General features: G+C 35.7%; 27 protein-coding genes. All 27 read right to left on the bottom strand.

Annotated elements, in window-relative coordinates; translation table 11 throughout:
* Positions 1-11: 11 nt before the first annotated feature.
* Positions 12-1,427, bottom strand: a complete 1,416-nt coding sequence (locus HND39_02995) for an NADH-quinone oxidoreductase subunit N (GenBank protein ID QKJ95321.1) — start codon at positions 1,425-1,427, stop codon at positions 12-14.
* On the bottom strand, positions 1,424-3,004 hold the full coding sequence (gene nuoM / locus HND39_02990; protein QKJ95320.1) for an NADH-quinone oxidoreductase subunit M: 1,581 nt from the start codon (positions 3,002-3,004) through the stop codon (positions 1,424-1,426). The genes HND39_02995 and nuoM overlap by 4 nt, the downstream gene beginning before the upstream one ends.
* Entirely contained in the window at positions 3,001-4,884 is a 1,884-nt protein-coding gene (gene nuoL / locus HND39_02985) for an NADH-quinone oxidoreductase subunit L (GenBank protein QKJ95319.1), read from the bottom strand. The genes nuoM and nuoL overlap by 4 nt, the downstream gene beginning before the upstream one ends.
* A 2-nt stretch (positions 4,885-4,886) precedes the next feature.
* Positions 4,887-5,195: an NADH-quinone oxidoreductase subunit NuoK gene (gene nuoK / locus HND39_02980; GenBank protein ID QKJ95318.1), complete on the bottom strand. Its 309-nt coding sequence runs from the start codon at positions 5,193-5,195 to the stop codon at positions 4,887-4,889.
* Positions 5,192-5,725, bottom strand: coding sequence for an NADH-quinone oxidoreductase subunit J (nuoJ, locus tag HND39_02975; protein ID QKJ95317.1), 534 nt, complete (start codon positions 5,723-5,725; stop codon positions 5,192-5,194). Before nuoJ ends, nuoK begins: the two co-directional genes overlap by 4 nt.
* Positions 5,726-5,729: 4 nt before the next feature.
* Complete coding sequence (gene nuoI / locus HND39_02970; protein QKJ95316.1) at positions 5,730-6,245, bottom strand: NADH-quinone oxidoreductase subunit NuoI; 516 nt, start codon at positions 6,243-6,245, stop codon at positions 5,730-5,732.
* A 37-nt stretch (positions 6,246-6,282) separates the two neighbouring features.
* Positions 6,283-7,239: an NADH-quinone oxidoreductase subunit NuoH gene (nuoH, locus tag HND39_02965; GenBank protein ID QKJ95315.1), complete on the bottom strand. Its 957-nt coding sequence runs from the start codon at positions 7,237-7,239 to the stop codon at positions 6,283-6,285.
* Positions 7,236-9,956, bottom strand: coding sequence for an NADH-quinone oxidoreductase subunit NuoG (gene nuoG / locus HND39_02960; GenBank protein QKJ95314.1), 2,721 nt, complete (start codon positions 9,954-9,956; stop codon positions 7,236-7,238). Before nuoG ends, nuoH begins: the two co-directional genes overlap by 4 nt.
* The gene (nuoF, locus tag HND39_02955) at positions 9,957-11,237 is read right to left on the bottom strand and encodes an NADH-quinone oxidoreductase subunit NuoF (protein QKJ95313.1); all 1,281 of its coding nucleotides are present in this window, start codon (positions 11,235-11,237) and stop codon (positions 9,957-9,959) included.
* Complete coding sequence (gene nuoE, locus HND39_02950; GenBank protein QKJ95312.1) at positions 11,237-11,701, bottom strand: NADH-quinone oxidoreductase subunit NuoE; 465 nt, start codon at positions 11,699-11,701, stop codon at positions 11,237-11,239. Before nuoE ends, nuoF begins: the two co-directional genes overlap by 1 nt.
* Positions 11,702-11,745: 44 nt before the next feature.
* On the bottom strand, positions 11,746-13,494 hold the full coding sequence (nuoC, locus tag HND39_02945; GenBank protein ID QKJ95311.1) for an NADH-quinone oxidoreductase subunit C/D: 1,749 nt from the start codon (positions 13,492-13,494) through the stop codon (positions 11,746-11,748).
* Positions 13,495-13,501: 7 nt separating this feature from the next.
* Positions 13,502-14,140 (bottom strand): NADH-quinone oxidoreductase subunit B, encoded by a 639-nt coding sequence (locus HND39_02940; GenBank protein ID QKJ95310.1) that lies wholly within the window; start codon positions 14,138-14,140, stop codon positions 13,502-13,504.
* Positions 14,137-14,490, bottom strand: coding sequence for an NADH-quinone oxidoreductase subunit A (locus tag HND39_02935; protein QKJ97860.1), 354 nt, complete (start codon positions 14,488-14,490; stop codon positions 14,137-14,139). The genes HND39_02940 and HND39_02935 overlap by 4 nt, the downstream gene beginning before the upstream one ends.
* Before the next feature lie 296 nt (positions 14,491-14,786).
* A complete protein-coding gene (locus HND39_02930; protein QKJ95309.1) occupies positions 14,787-15,380 on the bottom strand; it encodes a hypothetical protein in 594 nt (197 codons plus the stop codon).
* 188 nt (positions 15,381-15,568) lie between these two features.
* Positions 15,569-15,922 (bottom strand): DUF488 family protein, encoded by a 354-nt coding sequence (locus tag HND39_02925; protein QKJ95308.1) that lies wholly within the window; start codon positions 15,920-15,922, stop codon positions 15,569-15,571.
* Positions 15,923-15,931: 9 nt separating this feature from the next.
* Positions 15,932-16,153, bottom strand: a complete 222-nt coding sequence (locus HND39_02920; GenBank protein QKJ95307.1) for a hypothetical protein — start codon at positions 16,151-16,153, stop codon at positions 15,932-15,934.
* 3 nt (positions 16,154-16,156) lie between these two features.
* Positions 16,157-16,828 carry a flavodoxin reductase gene (locus tag HND39_02915; GenBank protein QKJ95306.1) on the bottom strand — a complete coding sequence of 224 codons (672 nt, stop codon included), beginning with the start codon at positions 16,826-16,828 and terminating at the stop codon, positions 16,157-16,159.
* Between the two features lie 15 nt (positions 16,829-16,843).
* Entirely contained in the window at positions 16,844-17,335 is a 492-nt protein-coding gene (locus tag HND39_02910; GenBank protein ID QKJ97859.1) for a carboxymuconolactone decarboxylase family protein, read from the bottom strand.
* Positions 17,336-17,382: 47 nt separating this feature from the next.
* On the bottom strand, positions 17,383-18,195 hold the full coding sequence (locus HND39_02905) for a cytochrome c (GenBank protein QKJ95305.1): 813 nt from the start codon (positions 18,193-18,195) through the stop codon (positions 17,383-17,385).
* Positions 18,173-18,421 carry a hypothetical protein gene (locus tag HND39_02900; protein QKJ95304.1) on the bottom strand — a complete coding sequence of 83 codons (249 nt, stop codon included), beginning with the start codon at positions 18,419-18,421 and terminating at the stop codon, positions 18,173-18,175. The genes HND39_02905 and HND39_02900 overlap by 23 nt, the downstream gene beginning before the upstream one ends.
* On the bottom strand, positions 18,418-19,392 hold the full coding sequence (locus HND39_02895; GenBank protein QKJ95303.1) for a c-type cytochrome: 975 nt from the start codon (positions 19,390-19,392) through the stop codon (positions 18,418-18,420). The genes HND39_02900 and HND39_02895 overlap by 4 nt, the downstream gene beginning before the upstream one ends.
* Positions 19,389-20,804, bottom strand: coding sequence for a cytochrome oxidase subunit I (locus HND39_02890; protein QKJ95302.1), 1,416 nt, complete (start codon positions 20,802-20,804; stop codon positions 19,389-19,391). Before HND39_02890 ends, HND39_02895 begins: the two co-directional genes overlap by 4 nt.
* 6 nt (positions 20,805-20,810) lie before the next feature.
* Positions 20,811-21,536: an iron-sulfur cluster repair di-iron protein gene (gene ric, locus HND39_02885; protein QKJ95301.1), complete on the bottom strand. Its 726-nt coding sequence runs from the start codon at positions 21,534-21,536 to the stop codon at positions 20,811-20,813.
* Positions 21,537-21,580: 44 nt separating this feature from the next.
* On the bottom strand, positions 21,581-22,357 hold the full coding sequence (locus HND39_02880) for a methyltransferase domain-containing protein (GenBank protein QKJ95300.1): 777 nt from the start codon (positions 22,355-22,357) through the stop codon (positions 21,581-21,583).
* A gap of 44 nt (positions 22,358-22,401) precedes the next feature.
* Positions 22,402-22,710 (bottom strand): cupin domain-containing protein, encoded by a 309-nt coding sequence (locus HND39_02875; GenBank protein ID QKJ95299.1) that lies wholly within the window; start codon positions 22,708-22,710, stop codon positions 22,402-22,404.
* An 80-nt stretch (positions 22,711-22,790) separates the two neighbouring features.
* The gene (locus HND39_02870) at positions 22,791-23,018 is read right to left on the bottom strand and encodes a hypothetical protein (protein ID QKJ95298.1); all 228 of its coding nucleotides are present in this window, start codon (positions 23,016-23,018) and stop codon (positions 22,791-22,793) included.
* The gene (locus HND39_02865) at positions 23,006-23,248 is read right to left on the bottom strand and encodes a 4Fe-4S binding protein (GenBank protein ID QKJ95297.1); all 243 of its coding nucleotides are present in this window, start codon (positions 23,246-23,248) and stop codon (positions 23,006-23,008) included. Before HND39_02865 ends, HND39_02870 begins: the two co-directional genes overlap by 13 nt.
* Positions 23,249-23,251: the final 3 nt, after the last annotated feature.

Raw genomic sequence — 23,251 nt, 5'->3', positions numbered from 1 at the left:
CATCAAATCTATCATAACATGATTTGAATAATCCTGATAAGAGCAGAAGGAAAAACTCCAAGATAAATCAATAATACCGTTAAAACTGTTAAAGCAACAGAAGTTACAAGTGAAAATTTAACGTTCGTTTTTTCAGCTTCAGATTTTGTGAACATTTCCACAACAATTCTAAGGTAATAAAAAAGTCCGATTGCACTATTGATTGCGAGGATAATTACAAGTGCCCATAAAGTTTTATCTACTCCTGCTGATAGTACATAAAACTTTCCTATGAATCCTGCAGTTAATGGAATTCCGGCGAGAGAGAATAACATTGCAGTAAAAGTTGCTGCAAGCCATGGATGTCTCCAATACAATCCTTTAAAATCTTCAATTCTAAATGCTTCTCTTTCTTTGTTTGAAAGGATTGCGACTACTCCAAAAGCACCGATCATTGTAATAAAATATGCGACGAGATAAAAAGCAATTGCTTCAGCAGCAAATTTTCCTCCAGCTAAAAATGCAACAGTTAAATATCCTAAATGGACAATTGATGAGTAAGCAAGAATTCTTTTAACATTGTTTTGCAGTAATGCCAGCCAGTTACCAATAAACATTGAAGCGATTGCAATTATGCTGAAGATAAGTATCAGTTCATAGAATCTGTAACCATCAATTATACTGAATAAGCGAAATAGTAATGCAAGCATTCCTCCTTTTGAAATGGTAGCAATGAATGCAGATACGGGAGATGAAGCACCTTCGTACACATCAGGAGTCCACATATGAAAAGGAACTACCGCAAGTTTAAATCCAACGGCAACAATTATCATTGCAAAACCGCTGATTGATAAAGCATCAAAGCCGCCTATTTTTAATGCACTTCCGAACTGGTAAAAATCCATCGTTCCGAATTCGTTATAGATCAATGCCATTCCGAATAAAAGAAAAGCAGAAGATGCAGCTGCAAGTATAAGATATTTAACTCCGGCTTCGACAGCAATTTCTTTTTTTCTTAGATAGGATATAAGCACATAAAGAGAAACAGAAAGAATTTCAAGTCCGAGGAAAAAAGAAACAAAGTGAATGCTTGCAACGAGCACGCAGGAACCAAGTAATGCGAGATACAAAAGAATGTAATATTCTTCTTTATTTTCTTCCTGAATGTTTAAAGTGTTAAATGAAATTAATGTTATAAAAAAAGATGAAGCGATTAATAATCCCCAGAAGAAAATTGTATAACCATCAATTATAAACAAGGTGCTTACTTTAATGGATGAGTAAATTGAAGCAGAGAACAAGCTGTAAAAAGCAGCAACAAAACCTATTAACGAGGTGACAAAAATTACCAGGTGATTTCTTTTTATTGCTATTGATAACATAATCGCAATCGGGAAGATTGATAAAATTACCAGTGGAATTATTGATTTGAATTCAGCGCTGCTCATTTATCATCTTTCTGTTGATTGGTATTTATTTCATTATTCACACTACTGTTCGTTATTATTTCTGTTTTGATAGAATTATTAATCAACAATATTTTCGCATCGTTTATTCTGTCGTGAATGGAATTAATTGATGAGCTGATAGTTGAAAATATTTTCTGTGGAAATAATCCAAGCCACACAATAACAAGAATTAGTGAACCAAGTATTATCAGTTCTCTTGGAATATAATCTTTAATTTTCCATTCTTTGGCTTTTCTTTCGTGCCAGACTTTCTGCATTATCCTTAAAGCGTAAATTGCTGAAGCGATCAATCCAAGTGAGCCGAGTACTGACCATAAAACTGAAGCCTGAAAACTTCCGGCAAGAACAAGAAACTCTGCGATAAAGTTTCCGAGTCCGGGCAATCCAAGTGAAGCCATTACAAAGACCATTGCAATTCCACCCATTTTAGGAACCTGTTCCCATAATCCACCCATCTCATCCAGGTTTCGTGTATGCAATCTGTCTGAGAGTAATCCGACAATAATGAATAACGCACTTGTGCTGATTGCGTGAGTTATCATCTCAAACACAGCTCCCTGATAAGCAAGTACATTGAATGAATAAACACCGAGCATAACAAATCCCATATGGTTTACACTTGAGTAAGCAACAAGTCTTTTGAAATCATTTTGAGCAAACGCAAGTTTGGCACCATAAAGAATACCGATAACTCCCAGAAACATTGCATAAGGTGCAAACTCAATTGATACATTAGGGAAAAGCGGAAGAACAAATCTCAATAATCCATAAGCACCTGTTTTAAGCAGAAGTCCTGCGAGTATTACGCTTCCTGCGGTTGGTGCTTGTGTATGTGCATCAGGAAGCCAGTTATGAACAGGAACCAGAGGAAGTTTGACAGCAAATGCTATCAGGAAACCAAACATTAAAAGCCATTCCATTCCGGATGGAAGTTGAGTTAGTAATAATTCAAAATAGTTAAAAGTGTAAATTCCTGTTTGATTGCCGTGAATAAAATATAATCCGAGAATTGACAGAAGCATCAATAAGCCGCTTGCCTGTGTAAAGATGAAAAATTTATATGCAGCATAAATTCTTTTTTCGTGTCCCCAGATTCCAATCAGAAAGTACATTGGAACTAACATCAGTTCCCAGAAAAAATAAAACAGGAATAAATCGAGCGATGTAAATACTCCAACAATTCCTGCAAGTATCCACAAGAGGTTGAAATGAAAGAAACCAATGCGGTCTTTAATTTCAGTCCAGGAAGTTAAGACTGAAAGAATTCCCAGGAAGATTGTCAATACTACAAGTATCAAACTCAAACCATCAAGTGCAAAATTCAAACTAATTCCAAACTGCGGAATCCATTCAGAGTTAAAACGAACTAACCAGTTATCGTTGGAAGTTAAGTTGATGGTAATCGGTTCACTTAACCAAAAAATCAGAATAATCATGAAATCAATTAATAAACCGATTAAAGAAATCCATCGCGGCAAATTTTCATTGAACTTACCTGAATACCAGGCAGCTAAACCGGTGATAATTAAAATCAATATAATCCAGATAATTATCATAAGAACGCTGCTATTGTTAAAGTAATTATTGCTCCAAGAACAATTGCCATTGCATACAATCTGACTTTACCGGTTTGTGTCATCGCAAACATTTGATTGAACATTCTGTTTAACCATGCAATGAAAGTATAAATATAATCTATGAAATCGTTCTTATTAATCTTTGCAAAGAATACAACCGGTCGAATAAAAATTTTATCATACAGCCAGTCAAATCCCCAACCCGAAAAGAGAAATTTCCGAATTAAACTCTGTTTAATATCTTCTGCTTCACTAACCGGAATTTTTATGTATAATCTATATGCGATGTAGATTCCCAGAAAAGCAGTTATGGCTACAATAATTTGCAGAGTGAGTTCACTTACACTTCCTTCAATTGTTTTCACCGCAGGTAAAGTTAAATCTAAAAAAGATGAAAAGATTGTTACATGTCCAAGTGTATCCGGGAGTTCTATAAATCCGCCGATGAGAGCAAATACTGCAAGAATGATTAAAGGAATTTTTATTAACCATCCCGGTTTATGAGAAACTTCAGAACGTTTATTTCCATAGAAAGTAAGAAACACCATTCGGAAAGTATAAATCGCAGTAATGAATGCTCCGATCCATCCTGCAGCCCATAATATCTCACTGCCATTTGTTGTACTTGACCAAGCAAACCAAAGAATTGCATCTTTGCTGTAGAATCCTGCAGTGACGAGTGGAAAAGCTGCAAGTGAAGCTGAAGCAATTAAAAATGTCCAGAATGTTACCGGAAGTTCTTTTCTCAATCCTCCCATTTTATACATGTTATGTTCGTGATGAACTGAAATAATGACAGCACCGGCACCAAGAAATAATAATGCTTTAAAAAATGCATGTATCATAAAATGAAATATTGCTGCAGACCAGGCACCAACACCCAATGCAAGAAACATATATCCAATCTGACTTATGGTTGAATAAGCCAGAACTCTTTTGATGTCAAATTGTGTTAAAGCACTAAAGCCGGCAATCAACAATGTTAATGCACCAATGATCGCTACAAGATTTAACACGACAGGTGCAAGTGTAAAAATCACGTTTGTTCTTGCGATTAAATAAACTCCTGCAGTTACCATAGTTGCAGCATGAATCAAAGCACTTACGGGTGACGGACCAGCCATCGCATCAGGAAGCCACGTTTGTAATGGAAGCTGTGCAGATTTGCCTAACGCTCCGCCAAGCAATAAAAACGCAACAGCAACTGCGGTTGATGATCCTGCAGTCCAAATTCCCGAAGCGGTTGATAAGATTGATTGGATGTTCAGCGTACCAAAAGACATCACAAGAATAAATAATCCGATTATCATAGCAGTGTCACCAATTCGCGTAACAATAAATGCTTTAATAGCAGCAGCACTGTTTACTGGATCTTTATACCAGAATCCTATAAGCAGATAACTGCACAAACCAACACCTTCCCAACCGAGATAAAGAAGTAAAAAATTATCTGCAAGAACCAGAGTCAGCATTGATCCAACAAACAAATTCATGTAAGCGAAGAACGGGGAAAAACCCTCGTCATCAATCATAAATTCTGCTGAGTAAAGATGAATGAGAAATCCAACGAAGGAAACAACGAACATGAAAACTAACGATAATGAATCCAGATGAAATGCAATCGAAGGATTAAATCCTCCGATGTTAAACCACTCCCATAAAATTATGTCGAAAGAATTTCCTGCGGGTGGAGAAGTAATAAAAGTAATACCTATTATCAGAGTTAATAATGCGGATAATCCAACTGAACCGACGCCAGTGATTGCAGTTGCAGTTTGTCCCATTCTTTTTCCAAAGATTGCCAGAATTAAAAATCCAGCAAAAGGCAAACCAGGAACCAACCATAATAATTCAAACATCATTAACCTTTTAGCTTATTAAGAACATCAGTGTCGAGAGTTTTGAATTTATTATAAACCTGAATTATGAGTGCAAGCCCGACGGAAACTTCAGCAGCAGCGACTGCAAGAATAAAAAGAAACATAACCTGTCCATCTGCCTCTGCCCACTTAGATCCCGCGACAACAAAAGCAAGTCCGGCAGCATTTAACATAATTTCAAGCGACATAAGTATAAAAATAATATTGCGTCTTACTAACAAACCAATCAAACCAAGGAAGAATAATATTCCTGCAAGTAATAATGCTGTACTGACCGGAACAATGTTCATTGGGCTTCCTCTTTTTCCTGAAGAAAACGATGTAAAACTTTTTTCTTTCTTCTTCCGATATGATAAGAACCAACAATTCCAACCATCAAAAGCATCGCGGTAAGTTCAACTCCAAGTAAATATTTTGTGAATAATGAGATTCCGACTTCTGCAGGAGTAATATTTTTTTCGAATAGATGTTCAGAGGTTGAGGATGACAGTATCGTTATAAATTCAATCAGGAGAATTAAGACTAATATTCCGGGACCGATTAACATTTTTGACGAGAGCAATTTCCGTTCACTATTTTCTGATTCTTTTCCAAGGTTAAGCATCATCACCACAAAAATGAAAAGAACCATAATTGCACCTGCATAAACTATAACTTCAAGAGCAGCTACGAAATGAGCACCGAGAATATAAAAGATTACCGCAACTGACAACAGGGAAACTATAAGATAAAGCAAAGCATGAACGGCATTCAATCGGGTAATAACCATAATTGTAGATATGATTGCAACTATCGAAGCTATGTAAAATGCGATTGTCATTTTTTTACGGCAATAAACTTTTTATATCAATTGGCGGGCTTTCGTGTTCGGATTCACCTTTGCCTTTACCGGTAATTGCAACTCCGGCAACTTTATAAAAATTATATCCGTGATATTTTCCCTCTCCACTAATCAACAAATCTTCCTTTTCATAAACAAGGTTTTGTCTGTTGTATTCAGACATTTCAAAATCAGGAATTAACTGTATTGCATAAGTCGGACAGGCATCTTCGCAAAATCCGCAAAAGATACATCGGGAAAAATTAATTCTGAAAAATTCAGGATAACGTCTGTTATTTCCATCCTCAGTTGCCTGTAATGAAATGCAGTCAACAGGGCAAGCTGCAGCACACAGATAACAAGCAACGCATCTTTCTCCGTTATCAGGATCGCGAGTTAAAACAATTCTGCCTCGCCATCTTGCAGGTAATTTTGGTTTTTCATCAGGATACTGAATTGTTACGCGTTTTTCAAACATGTGCAAAAACGTAACCCACAAACTTCTTAACTGGCTTAACATCAATTCCTCATATTCTAAATATTTTATTGTTCATAATTTAATTTCCGGCTAAAATTATAGCACCGGTTACGAGCAAGTTTAAAAGTGATAAAGGAAGCATAAGTTTCCAACCGTAGCTCATCAACTGATCATATCTTGGTCTCGGAAGAGCAGCTCTCATTAAAATAAACAGACCGATAAAGAAAAACATTTTAATCAGGAACCAGACAATGCCCGGCAAAAAATCTGGTCCAAGCCAGCCTCCAAAAAATAAAGTTGCTATCAAAGCAGAGATGAGAGTTATTCCGAGATATTCACCGACGAAAAACATTCCGAACTTCATTCCTGAATATTCTGAATGATATCCAGCTATCAATTCTGATTCAGCTTCAGGAATATCAAATGGAAGACGATGTGTTTCTGCAATACCTGCAACTAAGAAAATTATAAATCCGACAAACTGCGGAATGAAAAACCAGATATCTTTTTGTGCTTCAACAATATCAACCAGGCTGAATGAACCAGTTAGCATAACTACTCCCATTAAAGAAAGCCCCATAAAAACTTCATAAGTTATCATCTGAGCAGAACCACGCATTGCACCTAGCAAAGAATATTTATTGTTAGAAGACCATCCGGCAAGAACAATGCTGTATGCACCAAGTGATGACATTGCAAGAAAGAAAAGAAGTGCAATGTTAAAATCAACAACAAATATTCCCGACGCATAAGGAATAATTGCAAAGCTCATTAAAACAGTTGCAACAACAATTGCAGGAGCAATTACAAAGATTGGTTTATCCACAAACTTTGGAACCCAGTCTTCTTTCATAAAAATTTTTAACATATCTGCAAGAACCTGAAGGAGCCCGAAAGGTCCGACACGGTTTGGTCCATATCTGTCCTGCCATAAAGCAAGCAATCTTCTTTCAAGCCATATTAAACCAGCAGCGATAGTCAACATAACAAGCAAGACCACAACAATAATTATTAATATGCTTATCGTCTGACTCATTTAACTTCTTTTTTTATTTTATGAAAGGAAGATAAATCAATAAACAGTATTCCCGGTAAGTAAACAGGATAACCAGCGATACCATCAGGCAATTCGTTTAAAATCTTTACTTGCAAACCCAATTTCTTGTCGTCAATTATTATCTCAGGATTTTCTTTTTCTTTAACACCAAGTCTTTCAGATTCTTTCTGATTGATTGCAATATAAATTTCCGGAATTCTTTCTTTGATTGCTGGAGATTTACTGCTAAGTTCTTCAGAACCATAAATATGATAAAGCGGAACCAGAAAATATTCGTCGGCTTTAAAAATGAATTTCTTCGGTACATCTTTAAAGAAACTCAACTGAGTAATTGAATTTTCATTAGGTTCAATTAATCTTATTCCCGGGTCTCCATCGTGTAAAGGACCAGCAATTTCAATCTGATATTTATTAATTGACTGAACAGAATTCCATCCGGGTGACCAGTAAAAAGGAGTTATCGAAGAAGGTGGCTGTCCTCTGAATCCTTCCATCGTAAATGAAAGTGGGGAATCATCATCAACAGGTGGTTTGGGTTCACTTACATTTTTATCAGCATTCATAGCAGTTCGTCCGCTGAAACGATGTGACTCGCGCGGAATTTTCTGCCCGGCTTTTCTAAAATCCGAAGGTGGGGCAGTATTCTGAACTCCATCGAACTGAGGCATTTCAATAATTAATGACTTCACATAATCATCAAAATGATTCAGAGCAGTGAAATCTTTTCTGCCCGCTGCTATTGATATGAGAGTAAGATAACGCCAGCTTTCGAACACATCTTCTTTCGGTTGGAAGCATTGATAAAATCTCTGTGCACGTCCTTCATTATTTACAACTGTTCCATCAGATTCAGCAAAGGTGCCGGCAGGAATAACGTAATCAGCAGCAAGTGTTGTTTCATTTTCAATGCTATCGATGACAATTATATTTTTAACTTTATCAAAAACATTTTTAATCTTTTCTTTTGAATTATTCCTGAACAAATCACTTTCAAGAATTATTAACGTTTCAATTTCTCCTTTATCAATTCCATTAAAAGCAGAATCCAGAGATTCAGCTTCCATCATAGCAAGACCGAGGCTATTTACAGCAGACGAAGTAATCACGATTTCAGCTCGATTATTTTTTCTATGAAGAGCAAGTGAGATATTATACGATGCTTTTATTATATCTTCATTCATACAACCTGAACCAGTAATAATTAATGGTTTGTCTGAACTCATTAAATCTTCTGCCACATTTTTTGCGAATTCTTTTTCATCATCCGAAAGATTACTGACAGTTGGCGAATTGTTATCAATAATATTTGCAACAGCAAATCCTATTCGTGCTATGTCATCTGGTGAAGAATGAATTACTTTTTTAGAAATGTCTTCAAGCCTGGTTTTTGAAACCGAGGCGATGTATAGCGGACCTTTCTCATCCTGAACTGCTTCTCTTACAGCGGAATCATGCCAAAGAGGAATATTCAGGTCTGCTGCGATTTCTTTTGGTTTAAGTTTAATTGCCTGACGGATTGATAACGCAAGCATTGGTGCTGTGTTTGTAACGTCTTCGCCAAGAATAAATACAGTGTCAAATTCTTCAACTTCTTTTAAAGAAGGAGTTCTGACAATTCCTTTTCTTAAAATATTCAGTGATGTTTGATAAAGTTTATTTTCAACTGTATTAAAACTCGAATAGAAATTTTCTTTCCCAACTAACTTTCTTAAAGTATAATTTGATTCTAAAGAGGCTCTTGAAGAACCAATTCCTATTGTTTTAGTTGATGAAATTAGTTTACCTGTTTTTTCAATTATCGTTTTTCTATCGGCAATTTTTTGTCGGTTGTCTTCTATGCTTTTTATTAATGGTTGAAGAATCCTTTTTTTGTCATTAACCCACTCATATCCAAATCGTCCTCTGTCACAAATAAAATATCCATTAACTTTGGCGTTATACCTGCTTCTTATTCTTCTTAGTGAATCATATCGTTCTGAAGCAATGATATTACATCCAACTCCGCAGTTATGGCAAATTGATGGTGCACTTGTATAATCCCATTTGCGAGTGAAATGTTGTTTTAATGTTTTATCAGTAAATACACCTGTCGGGCAAACTTCAATGAGATTTCCGCTGAATTCGTTTTCGAGAATGCCGTCTTCAGAACGACCGAAGTAAATATGATTTTTTGAAGCAAATACATTGAAGTCTCTTCCATCAGCATAATCACGGTAGAAGCGGACACACCTGTAACATTGAATGCATCTGTTCATTTCATGATTTATAAAAGGTCCGAGATACTGATTATTGTAAGTTCTTTTATTGAAACGAAACTGTCTGTATGAATGTCCTGTCATTACAGTCATATCCTGTAGATGACATTCTCCGCCTTCATCACAAACAGGACAATCGTGCGGATGATTTGTCATCAACCATTCAATTATGTGTGAGCGGAATTCAACAGACTCACTATCCTTCATTGAAATTCTCATACCATCCTGCACCGGTTCCATGCAAGCCATTACAAGTTTACCTTTAGTATCGTTCTTATCTTTATATTTTGTAACAGCGCATTGTCTGCAAGCTCCAACAGAATTCATAGCTGGATGCCAGCAGAAATACGGCAGATCAAGTTTTAATGAAAGGCAAGCATCTAACAAATTTTTCTTGTCTTTAACTTCATATTCTATTTCGTCTATAATAATCTTTGGCATTTATGATCTCCAGGGACATCGCTTTTCATTAATATGCTTTTCAAAATCTTCACGAAAATATTTTAAAGCACTTTGTAAAGGTTCAACAGCACCGGGAGCTAAAGCACAGAATGTATTTCCCGGTCCAAGATATTTTGAATGAAACGACAGGTGATTGAGATCTTCCATTTTACCTTTGCCGTTTTCAATTGCACCAAGTGTTTTCTCAACCCATGGTAAACCTTCCCGACAAGGTGTACACCATCCGCAAGATTCCTGAGCGAAAAAATGTTCAAGATTTTTTACCATACCAACAGGACATGTTTTATCATCCAGAATAATCATGGTTCCTGTTCCAAGTCTGCTGCCAGCTTTTTGAACATTCTGATAATCCATAATTGTATCAAGATGCTCTTCAACTAAAAAATCGGTTGAAGCACCACCCGGTAAAGCACCACGAAATTTGTAGCCAGCTTTCATTCCACCAGCATACTTTTCAATTATTTCTCTCATCGAAGTTCCAAGCGGAAGTTCCCATATACCTGGATTTTTCACATGACCACTTGCACCATAAAGTTTTGTTCCGCCTTCTCCGGTTATACTTAACTCTTTAAACCATTGAGCGCCGTTATTAATTATTCCGGGAACACAACAGAGAGTTTCAACATTATTTACAATAGTAGGCTTTCCAAACAATCCACTTGTTTGAGGGAAGGGTGGCTTTGCTCTTGGTATTGCTCGTTTTCCTTCAAGCGAATTTAACAGACTAGTTTCTTCACCACAGATATAACGTCCCGCACTTGTGTGAATTCTAAGTTCAAGTGAATAACCTGTTCCTAAAATATTTTTGCCAAGGTAACCGGATTGGTAAGCTTCCTGAATTGCTTTAGTTAATATTTTATCTGCAGTTTTATAAGCCCATCTGAGAAATATATATGCATTTGTAGCTTCGATTGCAAAAGCGCTTACAATCATTCCTTCAATTAACAGATGCGGATTACTTTCAAGCAGAAGTCTGTCTTTAAAAGTTCCGGGTTCCATTTCGTCAGCGTTAGCAATTAAATATTTTATTTTTGATGGTGAAGCTTCACCCATAGGAACAAAGCTCCATTTCATTCCTGTGGAAAAGCCTGCGCCGCCTCTTCCTTTAAGCTCAGAATCTTTTACAACTTTCTGCACTTCTTTTGGATTCATTTCTTTCAAAGCTTTTTTTACGGAAGAATATCCGCCAACATTTTCATACTCTTTAATGGTATGCGGCTGCTTGTTTTCTTTAATATGTTGTGTTAAAGGTTTTTCCATTATTTGTATTGATCTAAAATTTTTTCCAGCTTCTCTTCGGTGAGATCCTGATGTAAATCATTGTCTATCATTAAAGCCGGTGCGTGATCACAGGTTCCTAAACAGGGAATAGGTAATAATGTAAATCTGTTATCCTCTGTTGTTTCACCGAGTTTAATTCCGAGCTTTTTATTCAGGTAATCAAGAATTTTTTCATAACTCATAATATAACAGCTAACTGAATCGCAAATCAGAATAACATGTTTACCAACAGGTTTTCTGAAGATTAGATTATAAAATGTTGCAACACCATCCAGATCATCTATGGTCATTTCAAGATAGCTGGCTATATCCTTTAAACTTTCATCAGAAATCCAGCGTCGTTTTTCCTGAACAACTTTAAGCGCTTCCAGACAGGCTGATTTTTTGTCAGGATAATCTTTTATGTGCTCGTTAATTTCTTTTTGTTCCTCTGTTGTAAGCATAAACTCAATGATAAATATTTATACTTTTGATATTCATTTATTTATTATCTGTCTAAATCAGCTAATACAAAATCAACACTTCCCAGAATAGCGAGAAGATCCGCAATAGTATGTCCTCTGCTGATATAAGGCACCATTTGCATATGCGGAAAGGAAGGAGTTCTTATTCTTACTCTGTATGGTGAAGTATTTCCATCGCTGATAAGATAGTATCCATTGTTTCCTTTCGTTGCTTCAATTCCTGAGAAAGCTTCTCCTGGCGGGATTACAGGTCCCCAGGTAACATTTAAAAAATGAGTTATTAAAGTTTCAATATCGTGCATCGTTCTTTCTTTAACGGGTGGTGTTGCCTGCGGATGATGAGATTTATATTCACCTTCTGGCATATTGTTTAAACACTGTTCAATTATTTTCAAACTCTGTCTCATTTCCTCAACACGAACAGAAGCACGATCGTAACAATCTCCATTATGTGCAATCGGAATATCAAACTCGAATTGATCATAAGCTGAATAAGGTCTTTTTTTTCTGAAGTCCCATTCAAATCCGCAAGCACGTAAACCCGGTCCGGTAATTCCCCATTCAACGGCTTCTTCTTTTGTATAACTTCCGATACCTTTTGTTCTTGCTTTAAAGATTTTGTTCTTCATAACAAGTTTATCATATTCATTTAAACGTTTTGGAAAATAATTCACAAATTCTCTTACAAGTTTATCCCATCCATTTGGTAAATCATCCTGAACACCACCAATGCGAAACCAATTCGGATGCATTCTATCGCCGCATACCGCAGCAATGATATCAAAAACTTTCTCTCTGTCTGTGAACATGTAAAACACAGGTGAAAGCTGACCAACATCCTGTGCAAATGTTCCGTACCAAACAAGATGGCTTGCAATTCTGAATAGTTCACACAGCATGACACGAATTACTTTCCCTCTGTCGGGAACTTCAATCCCCGCAAGTTTTTCTACTCCGAGACAATAAGCAAGATTGTTCATTACTCCACCGAGATAATCAACACGATCAGTGTAAGGTATGAAAGTATGCCAGGATTGTCTTTCAGCCATCTTCTCAGCGCCGCGATGATGAAATCCAATATCAGGTACAATATCAACAATATCTTCACCATCAAGTTGAAGAACAAGTCGCAATACACCGTGTGTACCCGGATGCTGAGGACCGAGATTAAGAAACATAAAATCCGAATCGTCGCTATGTTTTTGCATTCCCCATTCATCGGGGTTAAAATGAAGCGCATCCTGTTCTCTGATTTGTTTATCATCCGGAAGCTGAAACGGACCCATTTCGGTTGCTCTTGCAGGATGATCCTTTCGTAACGGATGACCATTCCAGGTTAACGGCATCAACAATCTTCTCAAATATTTATGTCCATTAAAGTTTATTCCGAACATATCGAATGCTTCCCGCTCATACCAGTTTGCATTTTGCCATAGGTCAGTAATCGTTGGAACATTAACATCATTATCTTTTAACGGAACTTTAATTCTTATGTCATTATTTCTGTCAAATGACAGAAGATGATATACTATCGTGAAATCGCTTTGTGGTAAACCATTTCGGTTGCTGTACGATCTTTCATCTATTGCAGTGATGTCATAAAGCATTCGGAAGGGATTTGTAATTTCGTTCTTTAAATAATTAAGAACAGTAACTAATGAATTTCTTCCAACCCAAATAGTCGGGAATTCATCTTTAGTTTCCTGTTGATAAATAATTTTATCACCAAACTTCTGTTTTATTTCTTCATCAATAGTAATTATCTGATCCATAACAAATTCAAATTTCAGTTGGAGGAGTTATTTTTGTCATCTTCATTCTTTCATCACGCTTTAAATCCCGCATGGAAATCTTTTCAGGTTTTTGAATTCCCTGCGGACCAATTACCCAGCTTAACGGACGCTTTTCTTTGCCGACAGAATCCTGCAGCATTACAAGACCTTCCATAAATGCATCAGGTCTGGGAGGACAGCCGGGAACATAAACATCAACCGGCATAAATTTATCAACTCCCTGAACAACACTGTAGATATCATACATACCACCAGAGTTTGCACACGAGCCCATCGAAATTACCCAACGGGGTTCCATCATTTGCTGATATAATCTTCTTATAATCGGAGCCATCTTTATAAATACTGTTCCTGCAATAATCATAATATCGGCTTCGCGAGGTGTACCGCGAATAACTTCAGCACCAAATCTGGCGATATCGTATTTGCTTGTGAGCGAGGTTGCCATTTCAACATAACAGCAGGAAAGTCCGAAGTTAAATGGCCACATAGAATTTTTTCGACCCCAGGCAACTAAATCCTGAACTGTTGATAAAACAATACTCTGCTGAACAGTTTCTTCGAGTGAACTGGTTCCTTTTAAAGGAATTCCTGCCTGATCAGCTTTTGTTACCCACCACTTCATAAATTTTTACTTTCTTTCAGAATTCTGTTTCTTGCTTTTAATATTTTTTTGCCACTTGTGCCAAAGTCAAGCGCACCTATTCTCCATTCGTAAATTAATACCGCAATAAGTATTGCGATGAATATTGATGCTGCGATATAACCAGTCCATCCAACTTCTTTTAATGAAATTGCCCAGGTAAAAATGAAAACTGCTTCAAGATCGAAAATAACGAAGAACATTGCGACGATATAAAAATGAATTGGGAATCTCAAACGTGCCGAGTCAGTTTGCTTTACTCCCGATTCAAAAGGTTCATTAGTTTCTTTTTCTTCATGCTTTTGACCGAGCAGATAGGAAAGTCCTATCATTATAGTTACAAGAAGCACTACTGCACCTCCATATACTATCAAGGGCCAAATCAATTCAGTCGAAGAATTATTCAATTAACATTCCTTTTAATTATTCACATTCAATTCCAGGATAGATCAGTTTAAGTTATCTTCCCGAATCCTAAATAATTTAGAATCAGATTCAATCTACGGAAAATAATTACTTATAAACAGGTATTTCTGTAAAATAAAATTGTAATGATGTTTTATTACCAGAAAATATTTTAAAAATTATTTTTATTATCAATTAAGTTAAGTTTATGTTTAACTTTTAATTAATGATGATGCTGATGTTCCATACTCTTCGTATCACCTGAATAAAGTGCTTCAACGTAATGAATGAAATGGACATAAGAAGCAACATAATCTCTTCCTGCTGTCAGGTCATTCACATCATAATTTCTTTTTGATTGAAGCTCATCGAAGTAATGTTTGACTTCTTCGTGTTTAGCTTCTTCAAGATGTTGAAGAATATCATCGACTGAATTTTTTTCTATGGCTATATCAGCAGCCTCAATTCCTTCTTCGGGTTCATAACCAGCAGGTTTTAATCCGGTATAGCCTACACCTTCACCCAACCTGTGAATTCGTACAACAGTTTCATAGAAGTACATATCTGCAAGTTCTTTTGCTTCGTCATTAATTGTTCGCACACTATTTACTTTATCGAACATAGTTTTAATTTCCTGTTCATCTTCTGCACGGACCCACACGAGAACGTAATTTATGTTCCCGGTTTCAAGTGCTTTTATTGATGCTTTTACAACAGGTCCTTCCATTGAATCACAATGCGCAAAGATTGGTTCTGAAATTAACGCTGCAAGAAATAAAACAGCGATCAAAGTTGAGAGAACAGTCTTGTGTAACATTTTTAACTCCTCTGAAATTTATTTATAAATTATTATTTAAAGACTTCTAAAAAACCTGAAACAATTTTGTTCAAACAGATATCAGATAACCCCATGAGATGTTTAACAAAGTGTTATTCAGTTTGTTTGCATTTAACTATGCCTGTTATCCGAACCGAATAACTTTCTTATATCAGACGCTCAGGTAGTTATTTTTCTTCGTTAAGTATTTTTTTGAGTACAACTGCGTTATTATTAGCTTCATCCTTCGCTGCAAAAAGCAGTGTTACTTTTTTATTCTTTTTCACAAGTTTTTTTAGTTCTGAAAATTCTTCCGGTAAATTATCAAGCTCCTTCTCATATTTTTTTTCAAACAATTTCCATTTTTCAGTATGCGTATGAAACCATTTTCTCAGTTCATTGCTCGGTGCGATATCTTTCAGCCAAAGATCAACTTTTGCTTCAGATTTAGTGAGACCTCTTGGCCAGAGCCTGTCAACCAGAACTCTCATCCCATCTGTTCGCGCTGGTTTTTCATAAATTCTTTTAATATTGATATTCATTTTTGTAACCTACCTTTGATGTGCCTGTGCATAACTATTCAGCATGGAGTTAAGTGAATCATAATAAGCACTCAAGTTCTGAAAATCTATCACAGGCTTTTTGATGATTGGAATTGTAACAGGCATTTCTCCGAGATACTCAGAAAGTTCCGGATACTTTTCCTGTATAGTTAAAATGGTATTTATAATATTTGTATTAATTTCTTTTTCAGATCTGAATTTTTCATTCATAATTTAAAATTCCTCCTTTACTATTAAAGTTTTATTAACACCTAAATCAATTAAAATCTTTTCCATAGCTGCGATCATTGGATCCGGACCGCAGACATAAAACTTTTTACTCAAGTCATCCACATTTCGCTTAAGAAAATCTTTAGTAATTATCCCGGAGGCGTACTTAGAAGATTTCTCAGCAGATAGAATGTTTATAAAATTTTTGCCGAGCATCTTCTCGAATTCGTCTTTTAGAATTATATCTGATTCAGTTTTATTTGCAAAAAGTAATTTGTTATTACCGATTTGTTTATTCTTTTCAAGATCTCTTAATATTGCAATGAATGGTGTAACTCCAGCACCGCCAGCTATAAAAGTGCCCTCACCCTTATAGCTAATTGTTCCCCATGGTTCACTGATTATTAACTCATCACCAACTACAAGCTTACCGATTTCCTTAGTAACACCATTATGGTCATTGTAACTTTTAATTGTGAATTCGAGATGATCCCAATCATTCAGACAAGTAAATGTAAATGGTCTTTTCAGATCAACGAAACCAGGTTTGTTTATAGAAACATCAGCAGCTTGTCCGGGAGTGAATTTAAACCCGGCTGGTTTTTCAAATTTATAAGATCTTACATCGTGAGTAACACGTTTAATTTCAATTATTTTGACTTTATATTCCTGCATTGTTTATTCCTCCTATTAAGTATTTAATTTTTTAGAAGATTCATTTTTCTTCGTTAACTTAGAAACATAATTACCAACCTCGGATCTAAAACCAACCGCAAGCTTATTCCATGCATTAATTGCAACAATTGCCATTGTTAGTTCCACAAGTTCCTTATCATCAAAATGATTTTTAACTTCATTGTAAACTTCATCCGGTGCACCGGACTGGGGCAAGTATGTTAACGCTTCGCACCATGCGAGTGCGGATCTTTCGCGTTTTGTGTAGAGAGGTGCTTCACGCCAGGCAGAAAGTAAAAAAATCCTTTGTTCATTTTCGCCAAGAGCTAAAGAATCTTTTGTATGCATCTCAAGACAGTGGGCACAGCCATTAATCTGTGATGCTCTTATTTTAATTAATTCTAAAAGTCTGTGATCTATTTTACTTTCATCAACAATTTTCTGTAAGCCAAGCATTGCTTTGTAACCTTCCGGTGACATTTTATACCAGTTTAATCGCATTTTAATTTTCCTTTCAAAATAAATATTTCAATATTCTAATATTATTTAGCTGATTACTTTCCACCTGCTCTGATTTTACTAACTTCTTCAGGTGAAACTAATTTACCTTTGTTCCCCCAGCTTGATCGTTCGTGATTAATTACCGCAGCAATTTCTTCATCAGATAATTGACTTTCCCATGATGGCATTGGAGTTGCATATTTAACTCCATTAATTACTTTTCCTTCCAATCCGAATAAAACAATTTTTATATGCTGATCAGTTTTATCTGAATTAATTACATCGTCACTCATAAGCGGAGGAAAAACATTTGTTAGTCCTTGTCCGTTTTCCTGGTGACAGCTTGAACAACTTTTGCGATACAAATCAGCTCCATTTGTTGCTGTTTCATTCACTACTACTTTCTTTTCAACGGGCATTTGTAAATTTTTGTAAGTTGGCGTATTTGCAAATTCCTCAGTTGGTTTCCATTCGTTAATGAAATAAAAAATAGCCCAGGCTGTAATAAGAATAAACATTATCCAGATCCAGCTTGGAATTGCTGCAGGGGTTTCTGCTGTTGTTGGTTCCCATTTTTCGGCAGTTGAACCTCCGTAAGCATTGACAAGTAATGAAATTTTTCCTTCTACAACATCATTTTCTCTCAGTCCCTGTATTGCAATTCCGGGACCATTGCGCACGAAAAATTTAATTTTCCTTATTGATCTTTTTTCATCATCACCATAGGCAACTATAATGAGAGTATGCTCACCGTCTTCCAATTCGGAAGTATCAAGGTCGAATTTTGCAGGAGGTACATACGAAGCAATTGATTCTTTATTCTCATCAAGAAAAATTTCAATTCTATTTTGTTTTATGTCTGCCATAATTTTTTTTCTGATCAAGCAATATGATTCGCTTAATATGATCTTCAGATTTTTCGCCCGGGTTAATTAAATATTTTATTGTAAAAATTAAAACAAGTAATACAATCAAACCTGAAATAATGTAAACAAGATAAAACCAGATATTTTTATCAACCACTTCCATATTCTGGTGTTGAAGAATTAATGTTATCAATAAATAAATGCCGGCAAATAATTTCAATATCATTTGTTCTCCTGGTTTCTGATTTTCTTAACATCATCGCTGCTTACTTTTACTCCATTGTTTCCCCAACTAGTTCTTTCATAATTAATTATAGCAGCAATTTGATCATCATTGAACTTATCTTTATGAGCTGGCATTTCGGATGGATAAACAATTCCATTAATAACTCTTCCTTTAGCACCAAAAAGTATCGTTCTTATTTGCTTTTCCGGATTGTCTGAATTAACCGTTTCAGATTCTTTCAACGGCGGAAAGATTCCTTTTATTCCTTCTCCATTTTGCTGATGACAACTGGCGCAATCCGAATTATATAGTTGAGCACCGGATGTACTTAGATTTGTTGAAGTGTTTTCAGCATCTCCTTCAAATAATGTGGATCCTTCCATCGGCTTTTGTTTAAGGAATAATAAATACGCAACCAGGTCTTTTGCTTTTTGTGTTGCGACAACCTTTCCATTTTTTGGTGCATATTCTTCAGGTACAGGGACAACTAAATCATCCGGTGTAGGATTTTCTTTCACTTCGTACAGCCATGGAAATGCCTGCATTATTGAAGACTTTACAACTGATCTTGGATTATACAAATGCATATGCTGCCAGATTTCACTCGGCTGACGATTTCCAATATTACTCAAATCAGGTCCTGTTCGTTCACTTCCTAAAACTGAAGGTGTCATTCGTATTTCATCAAGCGGAACTAAGTAAGAATAATCCAGCGGTGAAGATGGTCTTCCATAAACTTTATCAAGCTTAAGTGGTCTTACTTGCTGAGTGTGGCAGTACAAACATCCTTCTGAAACATAAGTAGTTAATCCTCTGAACTCTGAAGGAGTAAGAGTATTGACACCACACATCGGATCTGCTGCATTAACCTGGATTGCAGGAATAACTGCGATCACCAGTGATAGTACAATAAATCCAAAGAAAACAATGCTGAAGAGTAATTTATGATTTTCACTAAAATTCAACTTCATATCTGTTCACCTGCTAATTCGACGGCTGGTTTTTCTGCTGTCTGTGGTTTCATTTTATACAAGTTATAAGCAAAGATGATATGCGAAAGAAACATAAATGTTCCGCCAATTGATCTCCATATCCAGAACGGCACCATAAGTTCAACTGAATTAATAAACGGTAATTGTGCGATCCAGCTTTCACCCTGATGTGTTCCGCCAATGGAAAGAGCAATTACATAAATCATCAGTCCAAGAAATGCGAACCAGAAATGTATTCCGATTAATAGATGCGAAGGCTCTCTTCCCGTCAATCGAGGTAATAAAGCGTAGATACCGCCCCAAATTAGAAATACTACAAATCCATACATTGTAAAATGTGAATGTGCAATAGTGTAATTTGTAAAATGCCAGAGAGCATTAAGACTACGCAACGCTTCAAATGAGCCTTGTGCCGATGCGAGAAAATAAAAAATCACACCAACCAGAATAAATGGTAAAGAATAGCTTCTTGTCAATCGACCGAAACTTCCTTTCATTGTCAATAGAAAATTTCCGGTACCGGCAGCAAGTGTAATGATCATACCGAAACTAAAAACTATTGCGACAGTTTGAAGCCACCATGGTACGGGACTGAATACAAAATGATGCGCACCAATTAAAGAATAGAATACCATCTGTGTCCAGAAAGCCAACACTCCAAGTGAATAGGAGTAAATCGGTTTGTTAAGAAGCATTGGAAGGAAATAATATGTTAATCCCAAAACAAGAGGAGTGAACCACATACCAACACCCATGTGCATGTAAAATCCTTGAATAATCGTTTCACCCAATCCATTCTGATACCATGGTATGTATGCTATTACAACTACAACGGTTGTCCATAAAAACGCAGCAAGTATATACCAGTTTGAAATGTAAATTTCATTTGTATTTCGAAGAGCAATTGTTTTATAAAAATTTAAAGCGTGTGAAATCACTCCTAACGCAAATAACATCATCGCAGGCCAAATAAATTCACGATATTCCTGACCACCGTTATTGTAACCAAGAAACAAATAAGTAACACCAATTATTAACGAAACGTTTATGACATAAAGTGCACGTCTGGCAAGTGTGATACTGAACAGAGGTCTTTGACTTGTACGTGGTACGACATACAACGCAAGAGCTATCATCGAAAGAGATGTCCATCCCCAAAAAACAACGTTCGTATGAATCGGTCTCAATCTGCCGAAAGAAAGCCATGAAGCAACACCCAGGTCCGGATAAATAAATCGGAATGCCAGATATAATCCGACCAAAGTTCCGAAGATCAGCCAAAACGTTGCTGAAACCAGATAAGAATAAATCAGTTTTGTTAACCGACTGTCTTCATCAATCAATTCATCAATTTTTGTTTTAACCGGAACTATTTGTCTTTCAACAGCCATTGTCTTTTATGCTTTCATTTGTTTTTCAAGTTCAAGAGAAGCCGGGAAAAGTATATTATTTTCCAGATGAATATGTATATGTAAATCTTGCTGAAATTCTTTGAGCATTGCATAAGTCAGGCGATAAGTATTGCAGCCATCATCTGGTGTTGTATAATTATTTGATAATTCAGAAATCTTTTTAAAACGTTCACCTTCGGTATCGTGTTCACTCATCATTGCTTTAATAGGATTTTCCACAGTTCCAAATTGCGGCAGATTTACTTTCTCATTTTTTTGATTTGCGGCAGCCATTTTCCGGATGTAAGGAAATAAAATTAATTCTTCTTTTTTCATATGCATTGCCAGTTCACCTGCGGACTGATTGAACTGCTCATTTATTTGGGATAGTTCAGGATGATTACTTCCATGAACCTGTGTAATTTTTTCAAGATACGGTTTTATTTCCTGGATTTTTTCTTCCACATAACGATGATGTTTTTTCTCTACATAATCTGCCAACAAATCGAGTGGCCATGATTTGAAATCCATTGAATGGTTGTTTTTATCTTTTTGCAGAACAGATAGCTCATCAATAATTTTCTGAGGATCAAGTTTTTTTTCATTAATTACCGCATCAAATTTCTTGTTACCGTTACAACAGAAATCGATATTATAAGACTCAAATATTTTAGCAGCACTGGTATTTTCTGCAACAATTTCACCAATAGTTTTATTATTGAAATTATTCATGATAGTTCCTTCATATTTATTTAATAAAATTTATTATTCTTCTTTTATAATTTTTCCGCCACAATTGCTATTGCGTTTATGTGCGATTGATATTTACGAAACACATCACGCATTGCAAAGATTCGTTTCCTTGCTTTAGCGGTTGTCAAAACATTATAACCAATTTTTAATGATCTTAATAACCCTTCATCATTTATTATTCTCTTAACTTCTAATAACTTCATTGGGTTCAAAAAGAATTCCTTAATCTTAAATCCTTCTTTTTCAAGTAATTCTTTCCATTCATATTCAGTAAGCGGTCGTGCGTTAACTTTGATAGTTAATGCAAATTCATTTTGAATTTTTGCTTTAGATTCTTCACCTAAATCATCGGGAGTCAATCCCAATTCGTGTATTGCATACAAGCCTCCTTTTTTTAAAATACGATGCGCTTCACGAACAATCTCAGTTTTACGGTGATCTGCATGCATTGTTAACATAGCCTCCCCATATATTTTGTCAGCACTATTATCCGGCAAGTTAGTGTCTGCTGCATTTCTTTGAAAAACTGATACATTGTTTGCTGCAAAATTTTTTCTCATCAATTTTACAACATCTTCATCTGAATCAATTGCTGTGTAAGACTTAGGATTTTTCTTCAATGTCAAAGATGCAGTAAATCCCATTCCAGGTGCAAACTCCACAATATCATCCTTAGAAGAAATATTTAATGACTTTATCAATTTAAGTGTAAGTTCTCTTCCTCCTGGTCTTAAAACTCGCTTACCCATTCGAGCTAAAATCCAATGTCCCTGTGCTTTGTCAAAATCATTAATCTCCATTTCATATCTTTCTAAAATTAAATTAATGTTGTTCTGCATTTATTTCAGTTAACAAATTCTATTTGAGAATCAAGTTCCATAATTACAACTGCTTTAAATTTACTTTTGATTGAAAGAGTATGTGCAGTAGCAGCAGGAACTACAAATACATCATTTTGAGTTAAGTGATTTGTTGTTCCATTAATTTCCAAAACTGCATCACCTTCCTGAACAATCACAACCGCTTCATTTGTACTTAAATGCGGCGGCATAAGCGCATCAGTTTCAGCAGTAACTTCCAATATTTTAAATGTGTTTCCTTTTTTAGAAACTTTAAGATTTGGAGTTTTTGTTTCGCTTATTGTTGTATTCATTTTAGTCTCCTTGTAATTTTCTAATAATTAATCGGTTTACGGTTTTCTTTGCTTAAACAAATCGTTTGTCTCGCTTGGATCTATTCATCAGTATTTACAGTTTTAATTTTTTCTGATTTCTGAAGAATGTTTTTCTTCGTCTCATTTTCAGGATGAATATATTTTGGAAGAAGTTGATTAAATACATCCCTATAATGAGCTCGTGCTACAATATGATCTCTGCCATGATATTCAATCTGCATAAATTCATCGAGAAAATCTTCAATATATTTTTTACTATCATTATTCATCTTGATTAATAAACCCAAATTTCTTCGACAGTTTTTATTGCATCCATCGGGCAGACTGCAATGCATCTGATTTCATTTAAACCGGAACAATGGTCACATATTTCTTCAGCAATAAAAAAATGTTCATATGAAAGAGGTTCAATTATTTCTCCGTTAATTATTCGTTTCTCTGCCGGTTCGAATATTGCTGACGTTGGACATTCAACAGCACAGGCATAGCAATTAATACAATCATCACTAATTATCATTTG

This window comes from Ignavibacteriota bacterium, from assembly GCA_013285405.1.
Lineage (GTDB): Bacteria > Bacteroidota > Ignavibacteria > Ignavibacteriales > Ignavibacteriaceae > IGN2.
This window is presented reverse-complemented; position numbering and strand designations above follow the sequence as displayed.